The sequence below is a fragment of the Algoriphagus ornithinivorans genome (genome assembly GCF_900115305.1).
In the GTDB taxonomy this organism is placed as follows: domain Bacteria; phylum Bacteroidota; class Bacteroidia; order Cytophagales; family Cyclobacteriaceae; genus Algoriphagus; species Algoriphagus ornithinivorans.
This window is the reverse complement of sequence record NZ_FOVW01000004.1, coordinates 230045-254631: the sequence shown is the minus strand read 5'-3', so window position 1 is coordinate 254631 and position 24587 is coordinate 230045. Positions and strand designations below refer to the sequence as shown.

The window sequence follows — 24587 nt, the reverse complement described above, 5'->3', positions numbered from 1 at the left end:
ATTGATTTCGTAAACTAAATTCTTTATTTAATTTTTGCGATCCTTTTAGTTTATAAATATTTTAAACTCTACTCACATGAGATTTTTCCTCATCCTACTTTGCTTCTGCTTGCTTGGCTGCTCCAAAAATCAAAGCGAAAACCAGGTATTAAAACTTCAAGCCAGCGGAGAATTCCTCCGCATCCCCATCGATAGTCTGACTGCCAATATCAGTACCGGATTGGTTCGATACGAAGACTATTTGGTCAATGTCAACTGGAACTCAAATTCTTTGCAGTTTTATGATTTGAATTCCAAAACTTTGACTAAAGAAATCACCTATCCTTCAGGTGGCCCTGATGGAGTCGCATTCATTTTGGGATTCAGCATCCAAAGTATGGATAGTATTTTCTTATTCCCCCCTGTGGAAGGGGTAATTACCTTGTCAGATGGAAATGGAAAAATCAAAAACCGTATTGAATACCAAATTCCAGAAGGTCATACTAATGCATTTGTCCACAATGCCTATTTTGGAAGTGCCCCTATTTTGCAAAACGGAAAAATGCTTGTAAAAACACATACAGAGGGGAATTACAGACAAATGACAGAAGACCGTCTCAATAAATCCTTGCTTGCTTATGGAATTAATCTTGAAGATGGATCCTATCAATCCACAGAACTAACCTACCCTGAAGGCTATTTAAATTCAGGATTGAAATTTTTCGAGCCAAGCCTCGTTTTTCATCCTGAATACACTGTTTATTCTCTCTTCGGGGACCATAGGATTTTCAAGGAAAGTAAAAATGGAATTTTTGAAACCTTCGATGGCAAAAGCCAATACTTGGATGAATCTCTCCCCTATTTTCCGATAGATAGGGAGCGCTTTGAAACCCAAAAATACCTCACCGCTTCCTCCCGCTATGAGACGCTAGTTTACGATGAATTTCGGAAGTTGTATTATCGATTTGCCTATCCCACTTTGGCCATTGAAAATGAAGAAGATTTACTCGCTTTGCGGGAAAATCCAGGACCTTTTGTGATTCAGGTGTTTAATGAGGATCTCACATTGATCACCGAAAGCTATTTTGAAGGCGGAATTTATTTCCCTAATAATCATTTTATCACCGAAAAAGGCCTTTATCTCTCTGCAAACAATCCTGAAAATCCCAAGGTAGAGGAGGATGCTTTTCGGTTTGAGTTGATAGAATTGGTTGATTGATCCTTAACTGTCTGATTCCCGGGAAGCTCTAATGGATAAAAGTTGTATTTGCTTTTTCCGAGGTAGATATCGATAGACTACCACAGTGTATTTATTGATTGGGCCTCTATAAAGATTTTTTTGTAAGGAACTTTTGGGTAGTAATTCAGGATGGGCTTTAATCATTTCAAAAAATCTAGATGCATCATTTAGAAATCGTTTCTTTTCCTTTTCTGAAAAATGGATTTCCAGATAATTGAGAATCCTTTCAAAACCCCTGATAGCTTGAGGAGTCCATAAAATTTCTAAGTCCATTTTTGATACTTACTCATAACATCTTTATGCTTGGTTAGGTCGCCTCCCTCGGCTTGATTCATTCCAATTTCAATTTCCTCCCGTTCTTCATTCGATAAATTCTCCCACCAATCCTGTCCAGAATTCTCTTTTAAGGCAATCAATTCTTTCAAAATCCTGACATCTTCAAGGCCTGCAAGCCATTCGATCAATCTTATTTTTTCCAATGCGATATCCATAGTCAAAATTATATTAATCTAAATTAGCTATTCTGGGTCACAGATTCAAGCATCGCTTTTTCCAATCAATTTAACCAAGAAATTTCGGCTCAATTCCAATCAACTTGGTGTTGATACGGCTCATCATACATAATAAATGAGCCGTATTTCCAAACTTTTTGAGCCGAATCAATTCTTTTTCCACACTATTTCACCCGACGAAGGAGGGTGTATTTCCATTTTATTTCCACAGTGTTTCAGCCTCCGGAGGGGGCTCTATTTCTACCGTATTTCCACTTTATTTCTCCCTACCTGAGAAAAACTATTTGTGTTCACATCATATTTCAACCTCCGAAGGAGGCCCTATTTCTATTGTACTTCCATCGTATTTCCACAGTATTTTCCCGTACTTTTGCGGCATGAATTACCTTTCAGTTGAGAATCTCAGTAAGGCTTTCGGCGAACGCAAGCTTTTTTCCAATATATCATTCGGCATATCACAGGGGCAAAAAATCGCCCTAGTCGGCATCAACGGCGCAGGCAAATCCACCTTAATGAAAATTATCATGGGATTGGAAATCCCAGATACCGGACAAGTGGCGCTCAATAATGCCGTGAAAATTGCCTATGTCCATCAAAACCCTGTTTTCGATTCCAACCTGAGTATTTTTCAAACGATTTTTGATCAAAGTAATTCGGAAGTTCTTCGGGTTATTGAGGAATACCACAAAGCCATGCTGGACTCAGAGCGCGGGATAGACAATTCCGATAAAATGGCTAAAATCTTCGAGCAGATGGATGCGCTACAGGCTTGGGATTTTGAATACCAAGTCAAAGAGGTGCTCGGGAAATTAGGCCTCCACGACACGGATTTGCCAGTGGGAAACCTTTCAGGAGGACAACGTAAGCGTGTAGCGCTTGCTAAAGCAATCTTAGAAAAGCCGGATTTACTTTTGCTGGACGAACCCACCAACCATCTGGACCTAGAAACCATAGAATGGTTGGAAGAGTACTTGGCCAAAGCCAATCTTTCCATCTTTATGGTGACCCACGACCGCTATTTTTTGGAAAAAGTTACCAATGAAATCCTCGAACTCGATCAAGGCAAAATCCATAGATACCAGGGCAATTATGGCTACTTTCTGGACAAGAAAGCTGAGCGGATGCAGATAGAGGACATCGAAATCGAAAAGGCAAAAAGTCTATATAAAAAGGAACTGGACTGGATTCGTCGCCAACCCAAAGCAAGGGGAACTAAGGCCAAATATAGAGTAGATGCTTTTGAAGAAACCAAGGAAAAGGCCTTCACCAAAAGGGAAGAGCGGGATATCGAACTCTCAGTATCTACACAGCGACTGGGTAATAAAATCCTCGAAATAGAAAAAATCAGCAAGTCTTATGGAGAGAAAAAACTGATCGAGGACTTCTCCTATATCTTCAAGAAAAAGGACAGAATCGGGATCGTAGGTCCAAACGGAGCAGGTAAAACCACCTTTCTGAAATTAATAACAGGACTCATTGAACCCGACCAGGGAAAAATCACTGCAGGGCAAACCACCCTTTTTGGCTATTACCGACAGGAAGAGGATCGATTTGATGAGGAAAAAAGGCTGATTGATGTCGTGAAAGAGGTGGCTGAAGTCGTTACCCTCAATAAAGGCCAGACAATCACAGTGAGTCAGTTTTTGACCCAGTTTGGTTTTCCTCCCAAGCAGCAGTTTACTCCAATTGGTAAAATGAGTGGTGGTGAAAGAAGAAGGCTTCAGCTTTTATTGGTCCTGATCAAGAACCCGAATTTTTTGATTTTGGATGAGCCAACCAATGACTTGGATCTGATGACCTTGAATATTTTGGAGGAGTTTCTGGATACTTTTCCCGGCTGTCTGATCATTGTATCCCACGATCGTTACTTTATGGATCGCTTGGTAGAGCATCTATTTGTTTTTGAGGGAGAGGGAGTAATTCGGGACTTTCCTGGGAATTATACAGATTTTAGGGAGTGGGAAAAGGAAGAGAGTACAAAGTCTCAAGTACCAAGTACCAAGACGACAGAAGCTAGAAGCGAGAGACTAGAAACGAGAAAAGACACTAAAGTTGAGGAAGCTGAGAAGTCTGTGTCAAAAATCAAGGCAAGCTACAAGCAGAAGCAGGAGTTCAAAAAGACGAATGAACAGATTGCAAAGCTAGAGAGCGAGAAGGAAAAAATCACTGCTCAAATCGCAGCCGGCATCGAAGATCATGAAGATCTTTTAAAGCTCTCCAACCGAATCGCTGAAATTGACTCCGAGTTGGAAGAATTGGAAATGACTTGGTTGGAATTGAGTGAATTGGAGGGGATAGAGGATTAATTAATTATGCTCTTTAGCAAAGAGAGGAAGAGGATTTGTCAATATCAATCCTAATTCCTTAGCGACTTAGCCTCTTTGGGAGAGATAAAAGATATAAATAAGATATTTTCAAGATATGCCTTCGGCGAGATACTGGTCAATTCCCCCTTTGGAAACGTAACCCTATTTTAGGACGAAAACTTTGGCAAAGGGGGCAAGGGGGATTTTAGGAAATACAGTGGAAATACGATAGAAATACGCCTTCGGCGAAATAAATTTCCTGCAAAAGACGCTGCTGCGCTAATATGATCAGCTTTTTAATTTTATACTTCTGATTTCAAATTCTTCCCTTCAAAAAATCCTGCCTCAATTCTTCCGGAAACTTCTCAATCGCATACCGCAATGCCGTTCTTGGCATCGTATGATAATACTTTTTTAGAAATTCAAATTCTGTTTCGAAATCACGGTTACCAATTTCTCGTAACATCCATCCAACGGCTTTGTGCATCAGATCATGGGTATGGTTTTTGAGTTTTTCGGCCAGGGCCAAGGCATCGGTAAAATCTCCTTTTTTGATCCAAAAATAGCTGCTGATCATCGCTATCCGCTGTCTCCAGAGATGGCCTGAATCTGCTAGCTCATAAAATAAGTCCTTCTCCTTTTTCCAATAATACTCCCCTAAAATAAAATGACAGCTCGTATCCACGAGGTCCCAATTGTTTACAAAGTCCAAATGAGCTAAATAAAAATCAACCAACTCCTTTCTTAAATCCTCTGTTTTGCATTTTTCATAGCGATAGACCAAAGCCAAAAGCCCTGTCAACCTCACTTCGTGATAAGGATTTCTCACCAATTCAGATAACTCATTTAGGCTGATCTCCTTATAAAACTGCATAGCTATCTTTCGCTGATCAGGCACCTTCACACCCAAAAACAGATCACCTTCCCCATATCCTCCTGGGAAAGCCTTGAAAAATTTTGGGAAAAAGGCCGCTTTTTCAGGAATAGCTTTTTCATTTAAGGCCAGGGTAATTTGTTCCGTCAACTCACTCATAACTGTAAATAATTGATTTTTCCTCAATTTCTGAAACAAAAATATTAACCCATTGAAAACTAACTGATTTATATATCTTTGGTCATGGAGATAGAAATTTTTAAAAAGTTTTTGGTATTTCTCATCAGCATTGGATTTTCTTCGATTTTACTAGAAAACTCCGCTCTTTCTCAAGAAAAGTCTCTTAATAGCATTATTGAAATTGAAAAATCCCTGGAAAAAGAGGATTTAAAAGACACTGAAAGATATCAGCTCCTACTTCAAGCTATTCAGATTTATAAAGATGAAAAAGCATATGAAAAGTTGGCGAAAAGCAGCATCCAGCTATTTCAAACCCCGGCAACAGATCCGGATGCGGACATTCAAAAGAAAGAAATCCTAAAGGAGGCTGTTCTGTATGAGTCAGAAATTCAGGATTCATTAATTAAAGGCAACCTACATTTAAAATTGGCAGCAGCTTATTTCAATGAACAAAAATTCGACTCTGCCATAGTGGAATATACCAAAGCTATCGATAGATTTTCTTCAAAGGATTCACTTTATATAGCAGATGGTTACTTTTTTCGAGGTCAGGCTGAAGACTATTATGGCAATATGCTTCAAGCCATGAAAGACTACCAAACTGCTAGAATCATTTATCAAAATCTGGAAGACTTCGAATATGTGGATTTCGTGAACGGCGGGCTTGCCATTTTATTCAGCAAATATGGTATCTATCAGGAAGCTGAGGAAATCCGGAATGAGTTGATCCAAAAATCCATTAATTCCGAGAATTTCAGCGATGCAGGAATTCAATTTTTCAATCAATCGGAAGATTATAGAAAGCAAAAGAAGTCTGAAAAACGAATAAAAGCCTTGCTTAAAGCAGACTCCTTAGAAAATATTTCCAACAGCAACCCATACTTTAAAACTGTTCTGAAGTTCAATATTTCCATCTATTATGGAGAAATGGGAGATTTGACCAAGGCAAAAGAGTATTTCAACGAAGGTGAAAAAGCAATGAGTCAAGTTCCGGAACTGGATCAAAATTCAGGATCTTATCTCATGGCTCAGACAAGGCTTCTTTTGAGTGAAGGAAAAATTTCATCAGCGATTCAATCAGGAGAAAAGCTATTGAGGATTTCCAAGGAAGCATCGAATATGGATCATTTGTCTATAGCATACCAGCTCTTGGAAGAAGCCTACAGAAAATCCGGCCAACCTGCAAAAGCTCTGGATTATCTAACTGCATTCAAGAGCTATCAGGATTCAATTTTCGAAGTTAATCAAGCAAATTCCTTTGCCTACTACCAAACATTGTATGAGACTGAGCGGAAAGAGAATGAATTGCTTTCCAAATCACTGGAAGTGGAAAATTTGAAAGAAAGCTCGAGACGAAGAAATCTGATTTTCGGGGCGACACTACTCCTGCTTTTGGGTGGATCTGGATTTGGTTTTTTGGCCTTTCAATTAAAAACCAGCAAAAAAGAAAAAGCCTTGCAGGAGAACTTTTCACGAGAGTTGCTCAAAACTCAGGAAGAAGAAAGGAAAAGAATATCGAAAGACCTGCATGATGGGTTGGGACAAAGCCTATTATTGATCAAAAATAAGGTGGCCTTAAATCAATCGGAAAATGCCGGTGATATGCTAGATACAGCCATCAATGAATTGAGATCAATCGCAAGATCCCTTCATCCAATGCAATTGGAAAAATTGGGACTTTCTAAAGCTTTGGAGCAAATGCTGGAGCAGATTGACAGGGAAACTCAGCTCTTTGTATCTTCTGAGATTGAAGAAGTAAAGGGTTTCTTGCCAAAGGAAAAAGAGCTTCAATTATATAGGATAGCACAAGAAGGAATTAATAATATTTTAAAACATAGCCAAGCAGAAGGGATGAAGCTTGAGCTCCTTAAACATAATAGCCGTGTGGAATTGATCATTGAGGATAATGGAAAAGGCTTTGATTTTTCGGAGAAATTCAATGATTTTCATAGCTTAGGATTGAAAACATTGAAAGAAAGGACTGCTGCAATTTCAGGTACAATGAAGGTGAACAGTGAAAAAGGAAAGGGTACCAAACTCAGTTTTTTAGTATATGCAAACTAAACCACCTACTCAGGTAATCATAGCAGACGATCATCCTATTCTACTCAAAGGTCTTCAGGATTTTTTGAAAGATTTGGGATTAGAAGTCGTAGGAGCTTCTCAAGATGGAATTTCAGCTTTGGAAAAAATTCGTGAACTCCAGCCTCCATTGGCAATTTTGGATTTGGATATGCCAGGCATGACCGGACTGGAAGTCGCAGCAACATGTAAGGCAGAAGATTTAAATACCAAGATAATCCTCCTCACCCTTCATAAAGAGCTTTACTTATATCATCAAGCCAAGGAATTGAATCTTTCCGGATATATTCTCAAGGATTTTGCACTGACGGACCTTTCGAAAGCTATTGATCAGGTATTAAATGGAGAAAGCTTTTTCAGTGAAAAGATATTCGAAGAATTAGAAAAGCATCAAAAAGATCAAAACAATCATTCTCTTACCCCATCAGAGAAAAAAATCTTACGCTTAATCGCGGAAGGACTGGCTACCAAGGAAATTGCGGATAAACTTTTTATTTCGGAAAGAACTGTTGACAAGCATAGGTCAAATATGATAAGCAAGCTGAACTTGGAGAAAAAACATAATTCCTTATTAATCTGGGCTCAAAAAAATAAGGAGCTGATAGGTTAAAGGTATTTTTTACAAAAAATACGTATTTCTACGTATTGCCGTAGGCCTGCTTTAGGCTTAAGTTTGAAATGTATTCAGTAAACAATTTTTTCTATGAAAATTTCAAGTGCAGTTGGCGAATTTAAAATTCTACAAACCGTGAAAAACAGAGATGAACTGTTGGTTTTGGGATCTTGGAATGATTTGGTAAGACTCTTTGATAGTAGCCGAACTTTCTTGGTTAATAGAACTGAAAACCTATTTGGCCTCTATTTGTGCAAACAAGAGTGTGCTGATTTTTTAACTAAAATATTGCAACAAATTGACAATCAGGATAGCGAGGATTTCAGAATTGAAAAAAGCTTGACTGAAAAAAGATATCTAGCGTAAGGGTGATCATTTTTTAACAGCTAATAGTTCCAAAGCTGCGTGAATCATACGATCCACGGTTTTTTCAGCTTTTTTATCAAACTCTCTATTTGGCCTATTCGCAACAATTGCATTTAAGCTGAGCATTTGATGGCCTAAAAGTTCCCCCATCGCATAGTAGCCTGCTGTCTCCATTTCAAAGTTGGTCAGACGTCTTCCATTCACTTCCAGTCCAGCCAATCTTTCAATAAATTGATCAAACCTAGGCTTTAATCTCACTTCTCTTCCTTGGGGAGCGTAGAAACCAGGGCAAGTAAGTGTTACTCCCTTTACAAACCTATCGTCCAGTCTATTCACCAACTGGAATGCTGCTCTTGCCTGATAGGGGCGGAAAGGTAAGTTCAATTCGCCCTGAATGGCCTGAGCTATTTCTTGATTTCCAGACAAGGGTGGATAGTAACTCATTAAACTATCCATTCCGATGGCAATTTCACTCGCCAAAAGAGTACCTACAGGAAGATCAGCCTGCATGGCACCTGAAGTCCCCAATCTAATTATTTGAAGGCTAGTTTTTTCTTCTTTCACCGTACGGGTTTCAAAATCCACATTCACCAAAGCATCCAGCTCTGTCATGAGGATTTCTATATTATCGGTACCCATTCCGGTACTCATCACGCTTACCCTCTGACCATTTAGCATTCCAGTGTGCGTAACAAATTCTCTTTTTTGAGTTTGGAAGTCTATGCTATCAAAATTTCTGGAAACCAAAGGAACACGCTCAGGATCCCCTACTGTAAAAATAACTGAAGCCAGATCTTCTGGCTTCAGATGCAAATGATAAATACTTCCATCAGAATTAATGATCAATTCCGACTCAGGAATGCGATGCTTCTCCATGCAATTTTTGAATTTGTTCCTTGTCTGGCTTTCTGTGTAAGCCCTTGTAAGGATTGTAACCGTTGGTGTTTTTCTGATAGTATCCGGTTCCGTCATATGGCCTCTTTTCCGGATTTCCCTTACACTCGCTTGAGCATGCCCCTTCATATTCCCAGCCACAGTTTTCACAGATCGGCACATGAATATTGCAGGTTGGATTGGCACAATTGACCATGCGGTCAGATTTGGTCCCACAAATATGACATTCAGAGACAATAGTAGGATTGACCTTATTCACGTCAACTGCGATTCTGTTGTCAAAGACATAACATTTGCCCTCGAAATCCTCTCCTCCGGCTTCCATGCCATATTTGATGATACCACCGTGTAGCTGATACACATCTTCAAATCCCTGTTCTAAAAGAAAAGCTGAGGCCTTTTCACATTTGATTCCTCCAGTACAATAGGTCAGTACTTTTTTATTTTTCAAATGCTCCAACTCTTTGACCTTTTGTGGAAAGTCCCTGAAGTTATCAATATCCAAGGTTAGGGCGTTTTTGAAACGACCCAATTCATGCTCATAATTGGAGCGAACGTCCAAAATCACCACATCTTCCTGATCTTTTAATTTCTTAAACTCCTCAGGCTCGAGATGCTTGCCAGTTTTCACATTTGGATCTAAATGACGCAATGAAGAGTGGACGATCTCAGGCTTGTAACGGACATGGATTTTGGTAAATGCATGCTTATCATGATGATCGATTTTAAATTCGGTCTTCGCAAAGCGCGGATCTGCATGGATGTAGGCCATGTACTTTTCACAGTCCTCTTTCAGGCCTGAAACTGTTCCGTTCAGGCCTTCATCAGAAATGATGATACGACCACGGATATTGTTCTCAACACAAAATAAGTGGTGTTCTTCTCTGTACTGCTCGGCATCTTCGATTTTGGCGTAGCAGTAGTATAGCAGGATGCTATAGTCTTTGTTTTTGTTCTCTTCCATAACTTGAGCCCTGTTTCGGCAGGGTGTTTGGTTTTTGTTTGATGTCCGATGCTGGATGTCCGATGATTCACTTCATTATTCGGTGTTCGACATTCAGCATTCGATATTACTTTTTCTCTTTAATTTCCTTGACAAGGGAAATGACCTAGATTCTTCCTTACTTAATTTTAGCAGCTGGATTTCCAAATACGGTTTCATTGGCTTTTACGGAGCTGATTACAACCGATCCGGCTCCAACTCTGGCATTTTTGCCGATGGTCACTCCAGAGACTATCGTTACTCCAGAACCAATAAATGCTCCTTCCTCGATTGTTACTTCAGCATTGATGATGGAACCAGCTCCAATTTGTACGAAGTCTCCAATTTTGACTTTATGATCTACAGTAGCCCCGGTATTTAAGATACAATGATGACCGATTTCAGTTCCTGCACCTACACTGACTTGAGCATTGATGAAATTACCATGCCCCAAACTTGCATCAGTGGCAATATAAGCTGTATGATGGATTGCATTGATTGGCTGTACTTTTCTTCTTTCATTGAGCAATTCCACCAAAAACTTACGGTATTTGGTGTCGTCCACTGCCACAAAAGCCTCGGTCTTTTTACCGATTAGTTTCAAGAAACCATCATCTTCCGTATGTCCCAAAATAGGCACCGTATTGATTTCTGTTCCATGCAGACTTTCATCCTCTTCCAAGAAACCATAAACGATCACCTGATTGCTGTTGAAAATCTCTAAAGCTGGGTGAGCGATTCCTTTTGCGCCCAGAATAATTACTGGTTTATCCATAATGTATTGTAATTCGGACTGCAAAATTACAGGAATTCACGGGCTTACCCAAACATCATTTGTTTTCCGAACGAATCAAACTCTGTGCAATTTTACATTGCAAACATTTTTTGGGTTCACAATAATTTCTGAATAAGCCTATCATCCCTTGGGAATCGAAGCCGCTTTCTGCCTTCCAACCGGCTTCATTAAATTGACGGATGATATAATTATTTTCTCCATTGATCTCCTGCAATAAGTCAAAACACCGCTCCTTCCAATCTGAATTTTGAAAATATCGCCCATAAGCAAACCAAAGCGGGATCACATAATTAATAATTAAAAGCTCCAATGCTGCACTGGAAATTCCTTTGGAAGCCATTCTGGATGAGGCTTTTCCAAAGGAAAAATGATACAACCAATAATCTGATGGTCGGACTTGAAGGAGTTTCTTAAACCCAGCAAAATCACGGGAATCTTCTAAAACCGCTTGCAATAAGTTGGGAGCATGGGACAATATGGCTGCCAATTGAGCAATTCTAAGAGTAGGAAAATTTCCCGGACGAACCCCCATAAAATTCCAGTGTTGTCTTTTCAGGGGAGAATTCCATTGATATTTCTGACGAAGAAAATCATACTCCTTGATTAAGTGCGATGGATAAGGTTCATCTGAGCTCTCAGGTAGCAGTCCAGCCAAACCAAAAAGCATGGACTCTATGGCGGGAAGCTGAGTTCTATGCTTCAAAATCAATTTATAAGGCAAGCTCTCTGCAAGCTCCAGCATCGCCTGACTATTGATTTTAAACCCAAAGCACTGAAAAAGCCATCGATAAGCAGTTTCCTCCCAATCCCCCCTTGTTTTATCTAATATTGCCAATATGAGTGTGGATTTCTCCTGAAGTCTCTCAACCAAAGCTTTTTCCAAGGCCGAAAAGCGAATGATCGAAGGAGTATTATCCAATCCATGCGCACAGGGAAGTTTTTGATCATAGTCCAGCATCTGCTCATATTTCCGCCAGATTTCTAAATAGATTTTCCCATCGAGCTCCAAAGTGGGCATCTGAGTCCCATCATTCCTTTTGACTTCCCGGTCATTTTTCCAGACCACATGCAGAATGACAGAATTATAAGCAGGATCTGAATTATGGGAATGTTGCTTCCACTCTGAGGCAAGCTTGTGAACCTCCACGTGACCATGTAAGATAAGACCATCTAAGGAAATAGCCGCATCTCTGAAATCAGGTCCCTCAGTCAGGTTATGAAAACCTACATTGATTACCTGAATCTCTTGCCCATCGGTAGTTTTGAGGTCTCTTCGATCAAAATATTGATACTTCCAGACCAGCTGTAAAAAGTCTTCTTTAAAGTCCATAAAAAGTCTTTGACTAAAAGTTTATGGAAATTAAAAAATATTGCTGAATCAGTCAAGCTTAGTCCAAAAGCTCGGACATAATTACTTTCTGTGCTTTTCGAGTAGGACACTCATTTCTTCCTGAAGCTTTTTGGCTTCATTTCTGGCAGCTTTCGCAAAATCTTTTCCATTGGAAGCATAAATGATACCTCGACTTGAGTTGACCAAAAGACTGCAATTAGCATTCATTCCATACCTAGCTACCTCAGCCAAACTTCCACCCTGAGCTCCAACTCCCGGTACTAGGAAAAAGTGATCCGGAGCCAATGTTCTCACCTCACCGATTAATTCTCCACGGGTTGCACCAACCACATACATCATATTTTCAGGACTCCCCCATTCCTGACTTTTTTCGATGACGGAGTGAAAAAGAGGTTTGCAATGTCCATCCTCAATCGTCTGAAAATCTTGAGATCCTGCATTCGAAGTCAAGGCTAGAAGGATCACCCACTTATTTTCAAACTCTAAGAAAGGAGTTACCGAATCTGCTCCCATATAAGGTGCCACGGTAATAGAATCGAAATCCATAGACTCAAAAAAAGCTTTTGCATAAAGCTTGGAGGTATTTCCAATATCTCCGCGCTTTGCATCTGCTATGGTGAAGATTTCTTTGGGAATAATATCCAGGACCTTTTGCAAACTCTCCCAGCCTTTGGGGCCTAATGCCTCAAAAAAAGCGATATTGGGCTTGTAGGCCACTGCATAATCAGCCGTCTCTTCTACAATTTCCTTACAAAAGGAAAAAATCGGATCCGGTTCAGATTTAAGGTGGGCAGGGATTTTATCCAGATCTGGATCAAGACCTACGCAAAGAAATGAGGACTTATATTCAATCTGGGCAATGAGTTGGGAGCGATTCATGGATTTAATTCTAAGAATTTCAAAAATACGGAATTCCTTTCAGTCCAAAAACCTCTATTAATCGCTTGGCGAATCAACTTGCTCATCTTTCAAATCCACCTTTACTAAAGCTCCCATCAAAGAAACTGCCGCCGAAATGAGAAAAAAGATTAAACTGAAAGCTACTGCAGCCATTTCCTCTATCCCTGCATATTGATGAGCATAGACAAAAACCAGTTCACGGGCACCCACTCCCCCAATAGTCAAGGGCAGTACTGCCACAATTGATGAAAGCAAAAACACTAATTGATAGGCCAAGATATTATTATGAATTCCCAAGGCCACCAAAATAAACCAAGCACAAATCAACTGCGCCAGCTGTCCTGCAATGGACCAAGCATTGGCAGACCAAAATGAAGGGAGAAAATCCTTGAAAAACAGTTTCTGAACCAACCAAAACCCCGGAATGGTCAAGATCAATCCCACGACCATCAAGCCATTCCACAGCTCACTTTCCAAAAAATCCAACTCCACCTCAACTATCAAGAAAAGTCCGAATAGCAAAAAAACAATGGCTACCAAACCGCCTAATCTGTCCAGCAAAGCAGCTTGAAGTAGTTTTTTGACAGGCAGTTTAAAGTGCTTATTGAGCAAGTATACCTTATAACCATCCCCTCCGATTCCACCTGGCAAGAATAAATTGTAAAACATTCCAATAAGGTAGAGTTTCCAGTTTTTCCATTCTGAAAGCTGAAGGCTGATGTTTTTGAAATATTGATTGAGACGAACAGCAGTAGCAACTTTACTCAATACAAAAAGTATCACCGCTGGAACCAACCAAATCCATTGAATGGTTTTCAGGATTTCAAAAAGTTGTGCTGTATCAATTTTTCGAAAAACCAGATACAAAGCCAATCCTGTTAGAATCAGTTTGAGGATAGTTTTCAGCTGGTTTTTGTATCGGGTCAAATTGGGGAATTTGTTATTGGTTATTGGTTAATCCTTATTAGTTGTTGGTTATTGAACCAAACCGTCAACTTTATTTAGGGATGCACAAGCAGACAATTTCAGACTTCACAATTTAGCCTTCATACTTTTTGAAACTGCCTCTGCCTACTTTTTTCAGCCTTCTCACTTTAAACTTCTGACTTCACTGCCTTTCCCTCAAATACTGAACGAACAGTGTAGGTTTTCTTATCCTGAGACTCGAAGTAAGTTCGTACGATGATCTCAGCAATAATGCCAGTGGTAATAAACTGAATACCTCCAAGAACTAAGATAAAACCCAATATCATGATTGGTCTACCCCAAATATCCTCTCCAATCAATTTGAGAATTAGAAGGTAAAAGTTGATCACTACCCCTACCAAAAAAGCAATCAAACCAATCCCTCCAAACAAATGGATGGGGCGCTGGAAATACTTTTGAAAGAAGAGCATCAAAATCAAATCTGCCATCACCTTGAAAGTACGGCTTAGGCCATACTTGGACTCCCCGTGAATTCTTGGATGATGCTTCACATCCATTTCGGTCATTCTAGCTCCTTGTTCCTTAGCCAAAACCGGAATAAATCTGTGCAATTCTCCATACAAGCCCATTCCTTGCGCAATTTCCGCCTTGTAAACACGAAGCGTACAGCCATAATCATTGAGATAGACTTTGGTGGTATTTCGAATTACCCAATTGGCAATTTTGGAAGGGATTTTTCTCAAGACAAATCCATCTTTTCTATTGGCTCTCCGTCCAGCTACCACGTCCCAATCCTCATCCATAGCTTTTTGGAGCATAGTGGGAATGTCGGTAGGATCATTTTGCAAATCTCCATCCATAGTGGCAATATAAGTTCCGATCGCCATATCAATCCCAGCTGCCAATGCGGTGGTTTGTCCGTAGTTTTTATTAAAAATAATCAGCTTGGTCCGCTCATTGGCATACTTCTTCACCTCTGCCACTGTTCCATCAGTGGCTCCATCCTCAACTAAAATCAACTCATAATCTATCCCCTCCAATGCTTCATAGGTAGCTTTTAATAGAGGCTGTATATTTTCTTCCTCGTTGTAAACGGTCACTACAACGGACAAAAGTGGCTTGTTCATGCTATAAAATTTCGTCAAAAATACAGCAATTTAATTCGGGGGTCAAAAATCAGCACGAATAACATCGTTTCACAAATTAAATTTGGGCTAGCCAAGGCATTTCAAATATCTTTGGGCATGCTTTTATCTCATTCAACTGAGCTTCGTATCAACCCCTGGATTTTGATGGGGATTTTTTGCCTTTTGGTTGGTCCATTTGCCTTGGATTTTCACATGCATTACCCAGATGAAATTTATTATCGGGATGCAGCAGTCAAAATGATGGAAAATGGAGACTACCTGACCACTTATTTGGGAAGTGGAGAATTGCGCTTCAAAAAGCCAATCCTGACTTATTGGGCAGTTTTAGCCGGGTTTAAGCTCTTTGGAGTCAATGCATTTGCTTCTAGAATTTTCTTTCTTTTGGCAGGAGCTGCTACGGTAGGATTGACATATAAGCTTTCCACTATTCTATTTGAAAAGAAAAAAATTGCGGGAATATCAGCCCTGATTATGGCTTCCAACCCGGTATTGATTTTGTCAGCATCCAGATCCATCCCGGATGTGCTATTGGTTTTGACAATGACCATCAGTGCCATTGGCTTTGCTGGCTATTTAAAATATGGAAATGAAGCGCCAAAATGGTCCCCATGGGCTCTGTACCTGGGTTTGGCTTTGGCTTTTGAAGTGAAAGGACTTCCGGCAGCTGCTTTAGGCGGGATCGGCATTCTTTATTTGCTAATTAATCCCTGGCAGCGTATTTCCTGGAAAAAACTACTCCATTTACCAGCCATACTGATCAGTGTTTTCATTGGCCTCTTTTGGTTTGCAGCCATGTGGAAAATCCATGGTCCTACTTACCTGGATAATTTCCTGGAAGATCAAGTTGGAATCCGAGTGGCATCAAGGATAGCTTTGATTTTAAAAAATGGATTATTGGCCAGTTTCTTACTGGTGGTAATATTCATCCCGTGGATATTTTTCATGTTCCCCAACTTGAAAAAATCGGCTCAAGCCTGCTGGAAAGAAAATCCACAATTCATCGGCTTCGCCATCCTTTGGGGCTTAGCTATATTGGGAATGGGTGCCTTGACCAGTAAATTTTACGAGCGTTATCTATTACCTGTAGTTCCAGTATTGGCAGTAGGCTTTGCCTGGTTATTGGTAGAAGCAAAATTTGAATCGCGACGGAGAGGACTCAAAGCAGGCAGTCTTGCTTTTTATTCCTTGAATCTAATTCTGTTGCTTGCAGGAGTATATCTAGCTTTTTCTGGAAAAATTCATTGGATGCATTTATCATTATTGCTCCTTGTATTACTCTATCTAGGACTATTATTATTTCGGGGGAATAAGCTTCCTAAAGTTATTGCCTTTAGTATGATGTCACTTTTTCTAGGGATTAGTATGATCACTAGTCGTATTTCTTTCCCTCATCAGGGTCAGCAATTTTCTCGAAAAATAAAAACTGAAAGTAAATCTGAAATCGGTTTTTTGGGAAACCTACATGTAGGAAGTAAAATTCGATTAATGCTTTTTCCAGAGACTCATTTGACAGATTTGAGCAGAACTAACTGGGCTGTGCAATTCGAGCAGTATGATCAGGTCATAGTAGAAGACAGCTATCTAGACTCTATTTTTTATCGATCAGGCAATTACTCAGTCAGAGATTCCTCAGTCAATTGGAATTCCAGAGCGATCCCGGAGCTTTTAAAGAATTATGGTAAACCTGAGTTTGAAGATCTTCTGCAAGAAAAGGGAAAGAAGTATTATTTATTAGAGAAAAGAAATCAATAGCGATCAGTTTGTATAGCTTGATAATACCTTAAATCCCTCCAAACCTGAATAGTCGCAGTTCTAAGCTGCTTTCCTTTGAAATATACTGGATACTTTTCCTCATAAATCAACTCCCCAAACTGAGCTACATTTTCAGGCGAAGACTCATTCCAAGAGACGAACATACCAGTTCTCTCTAAGCCGATTTCCTGGTTAAGGCTTTTCCATAAATCAAATTGATTTTTTCTGGAACCCATACCTGCTACATAAACCTGTGGTACTTCAGGAAGATAAAAAGCCAGTTCTGATGCCATATGGTAACTTTCAGAAAAGTAATAAGCCTCCTCCACTTGCAAACTGTCTTTGAGATACAGGATCCTTTTTGCAAGATCTTTATAGCCGGAAAGCCTTCTAAATGCTGCCTTTTCTGCTTGATCTAAATAGACTTTTGACTTCCAGCTTGCAACATCAGGTAAAAAGAGTACCAAAGGAATTGCAAAACTCAAGGCTACCATAGTGCTTTTTACCTTTTGCCAATCCTTATACTCTCGCTCGAGTACATAGGCGAAAATTATAGCCAATGAAGGATAAGCGTAGGCAGGCCAATTTGCCTCTACACTTGTAAACAAACTCAATCCAGCAAAAAGAAAAAAAGTAAATAAGACGGGTACAAATAAAAATCCAAGTTTGACGCCAGATCTATGGAATAAAACTTTTAAGCTCAGCAATAAGAAAGGAAGAAAGAAAACCGAAATCATGGCCAGTTGTCCGCCCAAGTAACTCAACAGCCCCCATAGACTCTCTCCTAAGTCTATTCCACTTGATTCACCCGAAACACCTCCCAGAGTTGCCAAATGCCTGAAGGTACTAAAGCCATTTTGCCAGTTCCATATTAAGCTTGGTAAGAAACCCGTTGAAAAAAGGATCAGAAAGAAGGCAAAGCCCTTTCTATTTGTGGAGAAATTCGATGTAAATAATAGGTAAATAGCCAGTATAGGTACTATGATCACCATGATACTTTTTGACATCAGCCCAAAAGCAGCTGCCACCCCTGCCAATATCCACCAAAGTGTTCTCTTTTCCACCAGCGCCCTAGCCAGCAAATACCAAGAGAGAATCCAGAAAAATGTCAACTCTGAATCGGTCATATGGAAAGTGGAAAAGAGCATCCAGAATGGCATCGCACTCAGTATCAGGCTGGCCCAAAAAGCCATTTTTCTAGAGTGAAATAAGAACTCAGTAAACTTGAATACAACCCATGCTGTACCCAAACCAAATAGTATAGCATTGATTCTAACGGCCATTTCTGTATCCCCTAAAATGGAGGTACTTATATAATTAACCGCCGCAATTAAAGGTGGCTTGGAATAATAGTGCCAGGCTAGATTCTTAGACCATAGCCAGTATTGAGCCTCTTCGGTAAAAAGATTGATTTCAGGGCGAAGTGTGAATATAATTTTGATGATCGCCAAGCTAAGTTGAACCAGCCAAAAAGCGGCGATATAGTTGAATTTGCTTTTCATGAAAAGTATTAAAAATGAAAAAACCCTCAGTCTCCTGAGGGTTTATACGTAAAAACCGTATTGGGTTTACTGTTTTGCCAGCACTACTTTTTCTTTGTACTTCTTGATTTGTCTTCTTAGACCTTCAATAGCCTCATCAGCAGCTCCTTCAAAGGAATCTGTTTGATGCTTCGCAAAAAACTGTTTTCCGGGCACATTCAATTTAATTTCCACAATTTTATTTTCATTTCGTTCATTCTTGTCCAAACGCATGAAGACCTCACCGTCTATGATTCGGTCGTAAAAGGTATCCAGCTTATCGGCTTTTTTCTGAATAAAATCGATCAATTTGCGATCGGCGTCAAAGTGGATGGAGTGCATCTGCAGTTTCATATTGATTTGCATTTAATGGTTGAACAATTGATTTATTTACGCTTTAGGATGTGCCTGTTCAAACACAGCCTTCAGTTTTTCCATGGAATTATGTGTGTATACCTGAGTGGCGGCCAGATTAGCATGGCCTAGCAGATCTTTGACAGCATTCAGGTCCGCTCCCTTATTGAGCAGGTGAGTCGCAAAAGTATGTCTCAGTATGTGAGGGCTACGCTTGGATGTCTGCGCAAACCTATCTAAATACTGTCTGACAATGCGATAAATCATCATAGGATAACTCTTGGCTCCTGAATTACTCACAATAAAATAGTGACTTTGTCCTGCTTTCGGAAATCTTTCCTCAAATACTTTTTGATAAGAAAGAATATTTTGTTTGAGGCCTTTTGTGATGGGAATTATTCGTTCTTTTTTCCTTTTCCCGAGCACCTTTACCTGCTCCTGTCCTAGATGAATATCCTCCCATTTCAAGCCTATCAATTCCGAAAGTCGAACGCCGGTGAGGTACAAAAACTCCATCACCATGCGATCTCTTTGTCCCTCAAATCCGCTTTCATAGACACTCTCTTCTAAAACGGAAGCAATGCTATTTTCCTGTACGAATTCGGGAAGTTTTTTCGGGTTTTTAAGACTCTTTAACTTATAGGTAGGATCTTGAGTAATGACCTCGGTTCGCAAGAGAAATTTGTAATAAGATCTAAGAGTAGCAATCTTTCGGTTCACAGATGTACTACTGAGGCCCTGCTCCACCAGATCTATTACCCAAGCCCTGATCTCACTGTGACTGGCTTCACTGATTTTGCTTAGCTCGAAGGAAAGCTTGACAAAGTCTTCAAACTGCCTCAGGTCCCGCTCGTAGGCCTCCACCGTATGTGGGCTACTTCGCTTCTCATATTCCAGATAATTGACAAAGGAGTTGATCATAAGCTCTAATTCAAAAGATAAGTTAAGCTAAAAAAGACAACTTTTCACTGACAAATGTCACATATGGTTTACAAAAAGGCACAAAAAAACAGCTGCTCTTTCGAACAGCTGTCTTGCTATGAATGTAATCTTAGCGCTTATTTGCTAGCCTCCTCTTGGAGTCTTTGCTTGTAAGCAGCTTTGATAACTTGATCTCTTCTTTTTACGGAAGGTTTGGTGAATGCCTGACGCGCTCTCAATTCTCTGACAGCACCTGTTTTGTCAAACTTCTTCTTAAAACGCTTAAGCGCTTTTTCGATGGATTCGTTTTCTTTTACGTTTACAATGATCATAAGTATACACCCCCTTTCGCGACTGCAAAGGTAAGAGAAATAATTCTAAATCAGAATTATATTAGAATTATAAATTATACTTCTTTTATTCAAGGATATAAACCAAAAAAGTCCAAACTCTCGTTTGGACTTTTTCCTTTAAGTTATTTCTAAGATTAGCTGACCACTTTTTCAGCCAACACCACAATCGTATTATTTTTCACTTCCACAACTCCTCCATCCACAACCATGGATTGTTTACCCTCTGCAGTGGTAAAAGAAACTGTTCCTTTGGCCAAAGCAGAAACGATAGGAGCGTGATTATTCAACACCTGAAAAGCTCCGGATGCACCCGGAAAACTTGCTTCCGACACCTCACCCTGAAAAACTTTTTTATCCGGCGTTACGATTTCTAATTGCATATTTTGATTAGTTATTGAGTTATTAGGTTAAAGTTATCAGTGGAACCCATCTAATAACTAATAACCAGTAACTAATTGTATTATTTCACTTCAGCCAACATCTTCTCACCCTTAGCGATTGCATCTTCGATGCTACCAACCAAGTTGAAAGCTGCTTCAGGAAGGTGGTCTAATTCACCATCCATGATCATGTTAAAGCCTTTGATGGTGTCTTTGATATCTACCAATACACCTTTCAGACCTGTAAACTGTTCTGCAACGTGGAATGGCTGAGACAAGAATCGCTGAACTCGACGAGCTCTGTGAACGACCATCTTATCTTCTTCAGAAAGTTCTTCCATACCCAAAATCGCAATGATATCCTGCAATTCTTTGTATCGCTGCAAGATCTCTTTCACTCGCTGCGCACATCCATAATGCTCTTCACCCAATACAGTTGGGTCCAAGATTCTGGAAGTAGAATCCAAAGGATCCACAGCAGGATAAATACCTAATTCGGCAATCTTTCTAGACAATACCGTAGTTGCATCCAAGTGAGCAAAGGTTGTCGCCGGAGCCGGGTCAGTTAAGTCATCCGCAGGTACGTAAACTGCCTGTACAGAAGTAATGGAACCATTCTTAGTGGAAGTGATTCTTTCCTGCATGGCACCCATTTCTGTAGCCAAAGTAGGCTGGTAACCTACCGCAGATGGCATACGGCCCAAAAGGGCTGACACTTCAGAACCTGCCTGAGTGAATCGGAAGATATTATCAATAAAGAATAGGATATCTTTACCAGCACCTTCTCCATCACCATCTCTATAGTATTCTGCCAAAGTCAAACCAGTCAAGGCCACTCGAGCACGCGCCCCAGGAGGCTCGTTCATCTGACCAAACACGAAGGTTGCTTTGGAGTCTTCTAATTTTTTCAAATCTACTTTAGAAAGATCCCATCCACCTTCTTCTTCCAAGCTGTGGATAAAGTCTTCACCGTAAGTTACGATACCAGACTCGATCATTTCTCTCAATAAGTCATTTCCTTCACGGGTTCTTTCACCCACACCTGCAAATACGGACAAACCAGAGTAAGCCTTTGCAATGTTGTTGATCAATTCCTGGATCAATACCGTCTTACCTACACCAGCACCACCAAACAAACCGATCTTACCACCTTTTGCATAAGGTTCGATCAAGTCAATTACTTTGATACCTGTATAAAGTACTTCGGTAGAAGTAGAAAGATCTTCGAATTTCGGCGCTGATCTGTGAATAGGTAGACGCTTTCCTGCAGGAACCTGAGGAAGACCGTCAATTGCCTCACCTACCACATTGAAAAGACGACCTTTGATCGCATCACCGGTAGGAACAGAGATAGGCTGACCCATGTCTTTTACTTCCATACCACGAACCATCCCTTCGGAAGAGTCCATTGCGATTGTCCTAACTCGGTCTTCTCCAAGGTGCTGCTGAACCTCCATCACGACCACTTGGCCGTTTTCTTTGGTTACTTCCAGCGCGTCAAGGATGTTTGGCAGCTTGCCGCCTTCGAAGGAAACGTCCACTACGGGTCCGATTACCTGCGTTATCTTTCCAATATTTGCCATTTGATTGAATGAAATGTAAAAAGGATATGCTTTTTGAATTCGACCGCAAAATTAATCAATAAAGCCTAATACCAAAGGATATTTGGAAAATAATCCGCTCCGATTCAAGCTTTTAAAAAAACCTTCTGCCTGAGGGCCTTATAAAGCCTATTCTAGCAGTCTCCTCCCAAAAAGGAATGCCTTGCTCCAATACCTATTACTGAGGAAATCCTCTGTCACTCCCAAGGAAGTGGAAGCATGAATAAAACGGACATCTCCCTTTTTTGCCTCAGTCACTATTCCCGCATGAGTTACCTGATTTCTTCTTCTTCCTGTGGCGAAAAACAAAAGATCTCCTTCCCGAAGCTCCCTCGGACTTATTTTCTTTCCCATTTTAGCCTGATCCGCTGATATCCTTGGCATATTAATTCCTACAGCATAATAGGAATGATATACTAAAGCGGAACAATCCATTCCAGCACGGGTGGTACCACCATATTTATAGGGTGTTCCGGTAAATGATTTTGCAGTGGAAATCACCTTGAAAACCGGGTCTTCCCTATTGATTTTTTTAGATTTACAGGAGGCAGTCAGTGCCGCCAGAACAATCAAAAAGAATAGACTTCGCAAATAGGTTTTGTCTAAAATCACTGGAACTCGTTTGGTTTAGTTGATCAATTTTACTTCTCTTCTGGATCAGAAGCAAGATTTAACCTATTCAAATTTTTCTCATTTTGTGTTGTTAGAAAGGGATGGTGATCTGAATCACTGAACTAGGCTGCAATAAGCTGTACTTTTGTACCATCAATTTGAACTAATCAAACTATGAATATCAAACAATTTTATGATGAAGGTCTGGCCCACGCTAGTTATGCTATTGAAAGTGAAGGCCTGATCGCTTTGGTGGACCCTGGGAGAAATCCCAACCCTTATTACGACTTTGCAGAGACCTACGGAGGCAAAATTGTCGCGGTAATTGAAACTCACCCGCATGCTGATTTTGTGAGTTCACATTTAGAATTTCATCAAAATGAGGATGCCACTATTTACGTTTCTAAACTCGTGGAAGCTGACTATCCCCACAGCTCATTTGATGAGGGGGATTCATTCAAATTGGGAAAACTAAGTTTTCATGCTTTGCATACCCCAGGACATTCTCCCGATTCTATCAGTGTTATTTTGAAAGATGAAAATGGGAAGGATTATGCGCTGTTTTCCGGGGATACTTTATTTATAGGAGATGTGGGCAGGCCTGATTTGAGAGAAAAAGCAGGAAACATGAAAGCTCAAAGGAAGGAACTTGCTCAAATGATGTATAAGACGGTTCAAACTAAGTTGAAACCACTTTCAGATGACATAATTGTATATCCTGCTCATGGAGCGGGGTCTCTTTGCGGAAAAAATCTCAGTGATGAACGCCAATCTACTATTGGAGAGCAAAGAGAAAACAATTGGGCATTTGGAGATTTGGATGAAAAAAGTTTCGTAAACTCCTTGTTGGAAGGTCAACCCTATATCCCCAAATATTTCAGCTATGATGTAGATATGAATAAGACAGGAGCTCCTGCCTATAAAAGATCTATTTCTAGAGTGGGCATTTGGTCAGAGGGCGCATCCATTTCTGAAGGATCATTGATAATAGATGCCAGAAAAAAAGAAGCCTTTGCCGAAGGGCATATTCCCGGTTCGATTAATATTATGAATGGGGCAAAATTCGAAACTTGGTTAGGCTCAATTGTATCACCGGAAGAACATTTCTTTTTAGTTTCTGACTCAATTGCAGAATTGGAAGATTTGATAAATAAAGCATCAAAAATAGGATATGAGCAATTGATCAAAGCTGCGGTAATCAACCCTAAAGGTATGAGTGCCCGGGAATCAAGCTTCAACGTGGATGAATTTAAAACTAACCCAGACAAATTTACCATTGTAGATATCCGAAGCAGAGATGAAAACCACAACTCGCCAATTTTCGAGAAAGCGATGAATATTCCTTTGCAGGAACTGCGAGAAAGAACAGTTGAAATACCTGATGAGAAACCCATCTTGGTACACTGTGCAGGCGGATATAGGTCTGCAGCGGGAAGCAGTATTGTGGCAGGTCAAAAACAAAATGTTGAAGTTTTTGACTTCAGTGAAGAGATCAAAAACTTTCAGTAAGAATCTCAATTAAAATTTAAAATACCCTTGGTAAGTTTGCTAAGGGTATTTTTTTAATCATTTACTTACTTCTTTCCCACCCGGTTGAACAAAAGCCCAAACAATTTTGGTTAACTTTATCAGACCGCGAGATGTGATATGAGTAAAGAAGAGTTCAGAAAACTTCCCCTTCATCTAAAAATCAAAACCCTCTATATGGAGGCTACTTTTGTCGTGGCCATTAGATACTATCGTCACAAGGTTAATTTGTACCTGCTGGAGAATGAATACGTGGAAGTTTTTTACAATCACAAGGAAGATAAAATCGATAAAATTGACTTTTTACCTCGGGATCATAGCCGGATGAAGTTTTATCTTGATCAGATTAAATTGGCTTAAACTCTCGCAAAGTCGCAAAGGATCAGAACAATCAAGTCCATAACTCCCCTAGAGTTC

At 40.0% G+C, this 24587-nt stretch carries 25 protein-coding genes; 8 read left to right on the top strand and 17 right to left on the bottom strand.

The annotated features are described in order from the left end of the window. The first annotated feature begins 76 nt into the window (after nt 1-76). Nucleotides 77-1198 carry a DUF4221 family protein gene (locus tag BM073_RS07480; RefSeq protein WP_091652674.1) on the top strand — a complete coding sequence of 374 codons (1122 nt, stop codon included), beginning with the start codon at nt 77-79 and terminating at the stop codon, nt 1196-1198. 3 nt (nt 1199-1201) lie between these two features. Here the strand turns inward: BM073_RS07480 and BM073_RS07475 are convergent, their stop codons facing one another. Both BM073_RS07475 and BM073_RS07470 read right to left on the bottom strand, forming a co-directional pair. After that, complete coding sequence (locus BM073_RS07475; protein ID WP_091652671.1) at nt 1202-1492, bottom strand: type II toxin-antitoxin system RelE/ParE family toxin; 291 nt, start codon at nt 1490-1492, stop codon at nt 1202-1204. After that, complete coding sequence (locus tag BM073_RS07470) at nt 1483-1710, bottom strand: hypothetical protein (RefSeq protein WP_091652668.1); 228 nt, start codon at nt 1708-1710, stop codon at nt 1483-1485. Before BM073_RS07470 ends, BM073_RS07475 begins: the two co-directional genes overlap by 10 nt. 398 nt (nt 1711-2108) lie before the next feature. Here BM073_RS07470 and BM073_RS07465 point away from each other — a divergent pair, with 398 nt between their 5' ends. Continuing rightward, nucleotides 2109-4037, top strand: coding sequence for an ABC-F family ATP-binding cassette domain-containing protein (locus tag BM073_RS07465; protein WP_091652665.1), 1929 nt, complete (start codon nt 2109-2111; stop codon nt 4035-4037). Nucleotides 4038-4353: 316 nt separating this feature from the next. Here the strand turns inward: BM073_RS07465 and BM073_RS07460 are convergent, their stop codons facing one another. Further along, nucleotides 4354-5070: a DNA alkylation repair protein gene (locus tag BM073_RS07460; protein WP_091652662.1), complete on the bottom strand. Its 717-nt coding sequence runs from the start codon at nt 5068-5070 to the stop codon at nt 4354-4356. Between the two features lie 84 nt (nt 5071-5154). Here BM073_RS07460 and BM073_RS07455 point away from each other — a divergent pair, with 84 nt between their 5' ends. The 3 genes from BM073_RS07455 to BM073_RS07445 all read left to right on the top strand — a co-directional run bounded on the left by BM073_RS07455 (nt 5155) and on the right by BM073_RS07445 (nt 8152). After that, nucleotides 5155-7155 (top strand): tetratricopeptide repeat-containing sensor histidine kinase, encoded by a 2001-nt coding sequence (locus BM073_RS07455; RefSeq protein ID WP_091652661.1) that lies wholly within the window; start codon nt 5155-5157, stop codon nt 7153-7155. Continuing rightward, a complete protein-coding gene (locus tag BM073_RS07450; RefSeq protein WP_091652660.1) occupies nt 7145-7783 on the top strand; it encodes a response regulator in 639 nt (212 codons plus the stop codon). The genes BM073_RS07455 and BM073_RS07450 overlap by 11 nt, the downstream gene beginning before the upstream one ends. A gap of 93 nt (nt 7784-7876) precedes the next feature. Further along, nucleotides 7877-8152, top strand: a complete 276-nt coding sequence (locus BM073_RS07445) for a hypothetical protein (RefSeq protein ID WP_091652659.1) — start codon at nt 7877-7879, stop codon at nt 8150-8152. 6 nt (nt 8153-8158) lie between these two features. Here BM073_RS07445 and BM073_RS07440 read toward each other — a convergent pair whose 3' ends face one another. The 7 genes from BM073_RS07440 to BM073_RS07410 all read right to left on the bottom strand — a co-directional run bounded on the left by BM073_RS07440 (nt 8159) and on the right by BM073_RS07410 (nt 15129). Further along, nucleotides 8159-9028 carry a nucleoside phosphorylase gene (locus BM073_RS07440; protein ID WP_091652658.1) on the bottom strand — a complete coding sequence of 290 codons (870 nt, stop codon included), beginning with the start codon at nt 9026-9028 and terminating at the stop codon, nt 8159-8161. Further along, entirely contained in the window at nt 9006-10010 is a 1005-nt protein-coding gene (gene trhO, locus BM073_RS07435; protein ID WP_091652656.1) for an oxygen-dependent tRNA uridine(34) hydroxylase TrhO, read from the bottom strand. Before trhO ends, BM073_RS07440 begins: the two co-directional genes overlap by 23 nt. A 157-nt stretch (nt 10011-10167) precedes the next feature. Then, nucleotides 10168-10803 (bottom strand): acetyltransferase, encoded by a 636-nt coding sequence (locus BM073_RS07430; protein ID WP_091652653.1) that lies wholly within the window; start codon nt 10801-10803, stop codon nt 10168-10170. Between the two features lie 55 nt (nt 10804-10858). Continuing rightward, on the bottom strand, nt 10859-12154 hold the full coding sequence (locus BM073_RS07425) for a DUF2851 family protein (protein ID WP_091652650.1): 1296 nt from the start codon (nt 12152-12154) through the stop codon (nt 10859-10861). Between the two features lie 81 nt (nt 12155-12235). Next, entirely contained in the window at nt 12236-13054 is an 819-nt protein-coding gene (gene pyrF, locus BM073_RS07420; protein ID WP_091652647.1) for an orotidine-5'-phosphate decarboxylase, read from the bottom strand. Between the two features lie 57 nt (nt 13055-13111). Continuing rightward, nucleotides 13112-14002 (bottom strand): lysylphosphatidylglycerol synthase transmembrane domain-containing protein, encoded by an 891-nt coding sequence (locus tag BM073_RS07415; RefSeq protein ID WP_091652644.1) that lies wholly within the window; start codon nt 14000-14002, stop codon nt 13112-13114. Between the two features lie 167 nt (nt 14003-14169). After that, nucleotides 14170-15129, bottom strand: a complete 960-nt coding sequence (locus BM073_RS07410) for a glycosyltransferase (RefSeq protein ID WP_091652643.1) — start codon at nt 15127-15129, stop codon at nt 14170-14172. Nucleotides 15130-15246: 117 nt separating this feature from the next. Here BM073_RS07410 and BM073_RS07405 point away from each other — a divergent pair, with 117 nt between their 5' ends. Beyond that, the gene (locus BM073_RS07405; RefSeq protein ID WP_091652640.1) at nt 15247-16902 is read left to right on the top strand and encodes an ArnT family glycosyltransferase; all 1656 of its coding nucleotides are present in this window, start codon (nt 15247-15249) and stop codon (nt 16900-16902) included. On the opposite strand, the gene BM073_RS07400 is transcribed toward BM073_RS07405, so the two are convergent. The 7 genes from BM073_RS07400 to BM073_RS07370 form a co-directional block, all read right to left on the bottom strand. Continuing rightward, nucleotides 16896-18404, bottom strand: coding sequence for an ArnT family glycosyltransferase (locus BM073_RS07400; RefSeq protein ID WP_091652637.1), 1509 nt, complete (start codon nt 18402-18404; stop codon nt 16896-16898). The two genes, BM073_RS07405 and BM073_RS07400, sit on opposite strands and share 7 nt — an antisense overlap. A gap of 66 nt (nt 18405-18470) precedes the next feature. Then, nucleotides 18471-18776: a ribosome hibernation-promoting factor, HPF/YfiA family gene (gene hpf / locus BM073_RS07395; protein ID WP_091653053.1), complete on the bottom strand. Its 306-nt coding sequence runs from the start codon at nt 18774-18776 to the stop codon at nt 18471-18473. Between the two features lie 36 nt (nt 18777-18812). Next, a complete protein-coding gene (locus BM073_RS07390) occupies nt 18813-19697 on the bottom strand; it encodes a tyrosine-type recombinase/integrase (RefSeq protein WP_091652635.1) in 885 nt (294 codons plus the stop codon). 137 nt (nt 19698-19834) lie between these two features. Next, nucleotides 19835-20029 carry a 30S ribosomal protein S21 gene (rpsU, locus tag BM073_RS07385; protein ID WP_091652632.1) on the bottom strand — a complete coding sequence of 65 codons (195 nt, stop codon included), beginning with the start codon at nt 20027-20029 and terminating at the stop codon, nt 19835-19837. Nucleotides 20030-20184: 155 nt separating this feature from the next. Further along, nucleotides 20185-20430: an ATP synthase F1 subunit epsilon gene (gene atpC / locus BM073_RS07380; RefSeq protein ID WP_091652630.1), complete on the bottom strand. Its 246-nt coding sequence runs from the start codon at nt 20428-20430 to the stop codon at nt 20185-20187. Nucleotides 20431-20510: 80 nt separating this feature from the next. Next, the gene (gene atpD / locus BM073_RS07375) at nt 20511-22013 is read right to left on the bottom strand and encodes a F0F1 ATP synthase subunit beta (RefSeq protein ID WP_091652627.1); all 1503 of its coding nucleotides are present in this window, start codon (nt 22011-22013) and stop codon (nt 20511-20513) included. Between the two features lie 147 nt (nt 22014-22160). Then, nucleotides 22161-22643 (bottom strand): C40 family peptidase, encoded by a 483-nt coding sequence (locus BM073_RS07370; RefSeq protein WP_317042648.1) that lies wholly within the window; start codon nt 22641-22643, stop codon nt 22161-22163. Nucleotides 22644-22817: 174 nt separating this feature from the next. Between BM073_RS07370 and BM073_RS07365 the strand changes: the two genes are divergently transcribed. Further along, nucleotides 22818-24152 carry an MBL fold metallo-hydrolase gene (locus tag BM073_RS07365; protein WP_091652624.1) on the top strand — a complete coding sequence of 445 codons (1335 nt, stop codon included), beginning with the start codon at nt 22818-22820 and terminating at the stop codon, nt 24150-24152. 138 nt (nt 24153-24290) lie between these two features. Beyond that, nucleotides 24291-24530 carry a hypothetical protein gene (locus tag BM073_RS07360; protein WP_091652621.1) on the top strand — a complete coding sequence of 80 codons (240 nt, stop codon included), beginning with the start codon at nt 24291-24293 and terminating at the stop codon, nt 24528-24530. Nucleotides 24531-24587: the final 57 nt, after the last annotated feature.